Below are 5,466 nucleotides of genomic sequence, written 5' to 3' on the forward strand. Positions count from 1 at the left end.
TATGTTAATTTGTAGTTCGTTCATCTTTGTAGTATATTCATATTGTATTCTTAATATTAAACTTAGTCAAGCTACGTTAAATAAATTTAAATTTAAGATGGCTTTTGACTTTTAGCTAATATTTATGCTAAAATAAATTTATGAAAAATATGCTATTTATGATTTGAGGTGTATTAATGGCTGGTCTTAGAGAAAAACAAAAAAAACAAAGAGAAGATCGTATTATAGACGCCTCTCTTAAACTTTTTACCACAAAAGGGTTTAATGAAACTACCATGGAAGAGATTGCCGAAAAGGCAGAGGTGGGTGTTGGAACTCTTTATAATTACATGAAATCAAAAGGCGATTTATTATTGCTTATTTTTACACAGAAAACGGAGAATATATACATAAAGGCAGAGAAGATTTTAGAAAATCCAACTGAAAATCTGATTGAAACCTTAATGAATTTATTAAAGATTTATCTAGAAGGCATTTTGTCCTTACCTAAAAATTTATCTAGATATTTTTTGTCTGTAGTTTTTTCACAACAATACAATGAAAATAATCTAAATGAGGACTTAATGAAATTAGATTATAAATTAATGGGTCAACTTAGAAATCTTCTAGACTGGTATAAAGAAAAGGGTTTAATCGATTGTGGTATCAATACAGAAATTTTATCCTTTAATATATATTCTATTTTAATAACACATTATACAGTAGCTGTACTACAAGATAATGCTTCTTTAGAAATGACTTATGAATTTATGAAACTTCAAATAGAACTTCAATATACTGGGTTTAAACAGGTAAAATGAAATTAATTGTATATTAGAATTCAATATTATAATTTAGGGACTGTGGTTAGATATGTAAAATAAAATCTAACTATAGTCCCTTCTTTATATCTCATACATTTAATTTGTGACTTATTTTACCTGGAACTATAATTTCGCCAGATTTTTCTAGCGCAAACTTTGCAGCAACAGGACCTATTATAGAGTATATAAATGTAGAACATAGTATAATAACACGAATTTGCACTGCATACTCCGGTATAAGATTCCCGGCAACTACAATTAATCCTAATGCAACTCCTGCTTGGGGCATAAGTGTCGGGCCTAAATATTTACATATTTTATCGTCTTGTTTAGTAATCTTTCCACCAAGCCAAGCCCCAGCTATTTTCCCAATAATACGCATGATGACATATAAAAGTCCAATAAACCCGATTCCACTAATAGCCGATATTTCAAAGCCTGCTCCTGAGATAACAAAGAATATCATAAACATTGGTGGTGAGAAGTCCTCAGTAATTTTAACAACGCTATCAATATCTTCATAGATATTCACAAGCACACCGCCAAGTGCCATGCAAGAAAGCAGTGGGGAGCCATTGACTACTTGAGCTACCCAATACGTAATTAATATAAATGCAATAATAATGCAAAGCCTATTTGATGATTTTTTAAACCATCGAAATATTAACTTCATAAGAATACTTGCGAGGCCTCCCAAAATAAACGATACTAATATTTCATATATAGGACTTAATATTGATAAAAAAATATTAGTACTAAGACTTGAAGACATCATTTTTACTATGGTTGTTGCAAATCCAAATCCAATAAGAGCAACAGCATCATCAATCGCAACAACACTCATAAGCATTGATGTTAATGTGCCTTTAGCTTTATATTGATTTATAACCATTATGGTTTGGGCTGGAGCAGTAGCAGCTGCAATAGCACCCAACAATATTGCAAGCTTTATATCAAACCCAAAAATAATTAGAGTTAAAGTTACTAATATAATCGCTCCAAAAGACTCTGCGATAGCTATTATAACAGGTGCAATTCCAACTTTTTTAAAATAGTTTAAATTAAATTCACTTCCAATTGAAAAGGCAATAAATCCTAATGCCATATCAGATATAACAGAAAAGCCGTTAACCATATTAACCTGAAGAAAGTTAAAAAAAGATGGTCCTAATAAAAGCCCAGCAATCAAATAACCTGTTACATTTGGAAGTCTAACAAATTTAGCAAGCCTACCAAAAAATATTCCGGTAAACAACATTATAGCAACTTCAATTATTATTTTACTTTCCAATTTTCCTAATCCCCTTCGTAAAATCAATTGGTAAACTAAACACTATGCCATTATCCTTCTCTGAAAGATCCCCGACAATAGACTCAATAGCACTGACCGCTTCTGAAAGCTGACATTCTTGAATAACAGTAATGATCACTTTACTTTTTTCTCTTTCAGGATTTAAAAATGCTCTTAGCGATCCTAAAAAAGGAATTTCACCTTCATCATGTTGATGATTTAATAATCTAGCCATGCCCATACTGTCCAAAACCGTGGCACCACTGATGTTAATTCGTGCAAACTCAGTTAAAACTTCATCTAATTTTTCTACTTTATTTAATATAAAAAATAATAGTTTCATATTTCCCCCTTCTTGCTTTATTTAATATATTACTAAATTTTACTAATATATCTATTATATTACGATTATAGCTATATTACAAATGATGTAGTTATGTCCTATGGAGAAATAAAGTGTTGAAGCTGGTATATGGTGATTGCAATACTGTTTCATTGAGTATACCTTTACATAGGCAGTTCGTTTTAGCATAAAACTACAGTTTATAAAAATGGTGTTTAATGGTATACTACGTCTAATGATTAAATCGCAACTGTAAAATATGACTAACCCATGAAATAACAAAATTATTTTTTTATTTGAATTATAAAAATGTAATCATATATGTAATGATGATTACTCTGTGGTGACCTCAATCCAATGTAAGGAGGAACGTATGAAAAAGTCTCTAAACAAGTATACTGTTATCAATATCGGGTTTTATGGCGGCTTGGTTATGAAAGGCGTAGATGCGCTGATAGAATTTATTGGCGGTTTTATTTTGATTGTTCTGAATTATGAGTGGCTTAACCGCCTTATAAGGCTTATTGCGCTTCCAGAACTGATAGAAGATCCAAAGGATATAGCAATGAATTACATTATTACTATAGGGCAAAACTTTTCAATCAACTCACAACATTCGATTGCAGTCTATATGCTGCTACATGGTACAACTAAGATGGCAGTAGTTTGGGTGCTGCTTACGAAAAAATTGTGGGCATACCCACTTGCTATGTTTGTGTTCGCATTGTTCATTGCATATGAAATGTATAGTTATATGCATAGCCGATCATTGCTTATGCTGATGATGGTCATCATAGATATAGCAATATTTGTTATGATAATTTTAGAATACAAACACTTGAAAGTGTCAAAAATCTAGTAAGAGGTGTGATTATGAAAATAAAGAAAATTATCAACTTAACAATAATTGTCTTATGTCTATGCCTTGTTACTGGGGTTGGTGTATTTATTTACGATGCCCAAAGCAGCTACAATATCAACAGAGATTTTGTCAGCGTTCCACTTAAGTTTAACCCCGATGACTCCACTTCAACTTATAAAACCCCGAATGCACAGGTAACTGTTTCCGGAGGTTTTGTGAAGGGCCTTCAAAAGGGAAACGATGGCACTAAAAGCCTCGTTATCAGGGCCCTATCACCCTTGCCTAAAGTAACAGTAAAGGGTGATAGTAATGCAACTATTTCATTATTAATTGAAAATATAAACCCTGATTTTTACTCAAAGAGCATTGCAGGCAGCAACCTACCAATGACGAAAGTGGCAGTCAATACATTAAAGTTAAGTATTGTGGTAAGCTCTGGGAAAACTATAAAAATTGAACCGTTACAATCAGACAGCACAGGTAAATATCAATACATCATTCTCGGAGATAATCGGGATGGATATGATACATTTGATAATATTATTCAGCAGGTAAATGGGAAAAATCCTGTATTTGTCATAGATAACGGTGATCTTGTATTCAGTGGAAAACGGAATCAATACAGATTGTTTAATCAGATGTTGTCAAAAATTTCCACTACCGTTTGTACCACTCTCGGCAATCACGATATTCGTGGCAGTGGGCGTGACACTTATACCATGCTGTACGGCCCAGCATATTATTCATTTGATATAGAAGACAGTCATTTTGTATTTATGGATTCATCTCCCGGATGGTCTGAAAAGCAGGCTATTTCAAACCAACAATATACATGGCTAGAAAAGGATTTGAAAAAGTCACAGGGTAAACGCATTTTTGTGGTTACACATATTCCACCACATGATCCAAGAAGCGGTGTAACCCCAAACAAAATCCCTAATTATGTAAATGAAGTTGAAAATGGAGATAACTGGGCAGAACAGAAGTTAAACAATTATAATGAAACTAAGGATATGGAACATGGCTTCCAAGACCCACAGGAAGCGGCAAAGTTTGAAAACCTTATGAGTACATACCATGTAGACACAGTTTATTTATCACATATTCACAGCTATTTGGAATATACAAAGGATGGAGTGCGGTATCTGATTTCAGGTGGTGCAGGTGCAGAACTTTTAACTAAAAACAGCTATTATCATTATATGATAGCAAAAATTGGCGATATAAAATCAGTTACAATGGTAGAATTGCCTTCACCAGCAAACAACTATCTTACAAGATATACGGCAACTGCACAACTTTTTGGCAGTGCAATGTATGAAGAAAATCCAGTTGCGGTTGTGTTTGTAATTATAGGATTTGTGTTGTTCATTTTTTTATTGATTATCAAGATTTATTTACGCAAAAAGCAGCCCCTTGATAATGTATGGAAATGGTTTAGTGATATCGGTAAATATGCGGTTAAGAGGTTTAGAGAATTATTTAGGAACAGCGACAAAAATTAAATTACATGATTAATCAGGATATGAGGTTTTAAAATAGAAATAACTTAAATTCAAAATATGAAAATGCCCAAATATTATAAAAATATAATATTTGGGCATTTTATTAATATAAGATTTATTAAAGTATTTAGAAGGAAAGTGATTAGCTTCATAATTACTCCACAATTAAGTAGTAGAATAAATGTATAGAGAAAAACAATCACAGAAAAAAATTAATACAAATCAATGGATAAATAAAATAAAAATTAAAGGAAGGATGATTTAATATGATGGGATATGGATATGGAAACAATACGATGGGAGGGATATTTGGAATGATTATTCCTATAATTATAATTGCAATTGTTGTATTTGCAATATATAAACTATTACAAAATAAAAACGTTAAAGATATAGGAGCTGGAGATAATTCCTTAAATATCTTAAATGAAAGATTTGCTCGTGGAGAAATAAATGAAGAAGAATACAATCGTAAAAAAAGTGCATTATTAAGCAATAAAACACTTTAAATTGTTTAAACCTTTGACAGCTGCCTAAAACGATAAGGCTCCTAATAATAGTGAAGATATGAAAATGGCTCTTTGGGGCTTTTAAAACTAAAAGCTCCCAAAGAACCATTTCAATTGGTAATACACTTATTAATATATTAAAACGTCATACCA

At 31.8% G+C, this 5,466-nt stretch carries 6 protein-coding genes; 4 read left to right on the forward strand and 2 right to left on the reverse strand.

Features of this window, described 5'->3' with window-relative positions; translation table 11 throughout:
- Positions 1-176 precede the first annotated feature (176 nt).
- Entirely contained in the window at positions 177-800 is a 624-nt protein-coding gene (locus tag JJE11_RS13860) for a TetR/AcrR family transcriptional regulator (protein WP_291636596.1), read from the forward strand.
- Positions 801-891: 91 nt separating this feature from the next.
- Here JJE11_RS13860 and JJE11_RS13865 read toward each other — a convergent pair whose 3' ends face one another.
- Both JJE11_RS13865 and JJE11_RS13870 read right to left on the reverse strand, forming a co-directional pair.
- Positions 892-2,094, reverse strand: coding sequence for a cation:proton antiporter (locus JJE11_RS13865; RefSeq protein ID WP_291636598.1), 1,203 nt, complete (start codon positions 2,092-2,094; stop codon positions 892-894).
- Entirely contained in the window at positions 2,084-2,437 is a 354-nt protein-coding gene (locus JJE11_RS13870) for a hypothetical protein (protein ID WP_291636600.1), read from the reverse strand. The genes JJE11_RS13865 and JJE11_RS13870 overlap by 11 nt, the downstream gene beginning before the upstream one ends.
- A 373-nt stretch (positions 2,438-2,810) precedes the next feature.
- Between JJE11_RS13870 and JJE11_RS13875 the strand changes: the two genes are divergently transcribed.
- The 3 genes from JJE11_RS13875 (at position 2,811) to JJE11_RS13885 (ending at position 5,313) form a co-directional block, all read left to right on the forward strand.
- Entirely contained in the window at positions 2,811-3,296 is a 486-nt protein-coding gene (locus JJE11_RS13875) for a DUF2127 domain-containing protein (protein WP_291636602.1), read from the forward strand.
- A 14-nt stretch (positions 3,297-3,310) separates the two neighbouring features.
- On the forward strand, positions 3,311-4,804 hold the full coding sequence (locus JJE11_RS13880) for a metallophosphoesterase (RefSeq protein WP_291636604.1): 1,494 nt from the start codon (positions 3,311-3,313) through the stop codon (positions 4,802-4,804).
- 266 nt (positions 4,805-5,070) lie between these two features.
- On the forward strand, positions 5,071-5,313 hold the full coding sequence (locus tag JJE11_RS13885) for an SHOCT domain-containing protein (RefSeq protein ID WP_291636606.1): 243 nt from the start codon (positions 5,071-5,073) through the stop codon (positions 5,311-5,313).
- The last annotated feature ends 153 nt before the right edge of the window (positions 5,314-5,466 follow it).

The organism is Clostridium sp. (genome assembly GCF_016650095.1).
Taxonomy (GTDB): domain Bacteria; phylum Bacillota; class Clostridia; order Clostridiales; family Clostridiaceae; genus Clostridium_AD.

Excerpts from the sequence above, each read along its gene's own strand:
- JJE11_RS13875 (WP_291636602.1), top strand. The coding sequence starts at position 2,811 with ATGAAAAAGTCTCTAAACAAGTATACTGTTATCAATATCGGGTTTTAT.
- JJE11_RS13860 (WP_291636596.1), top strand. The coding sequence starts at position 177 with ATGGCTGGTCTTAGAGAAAAACAAAAAAAACAAAGAGAAGATCGTATT.
- JJE11_RS13870 (WP_291636600.1), bottom strand. The coding sequence starts at position 2,437 with ATGAAACTATTATTTTTTATATTAAATAAAGTAGAAAAATTAGATGAA.
- JJE11_RS13880 (WP_291636604.1), top strand. The coding sequence starts at position 3,311 with ATGAAAATAAAGAAAATTATCAACTTAACAATAATTGTCTTATGTCTA.
- JJE11_RS13885 (WP_291636606.1), top strand. The coding sequence starts at position 5,071 with ATGATGGGATATGGATATGGAAACAATACGATGGGAGGGATATTTGGA.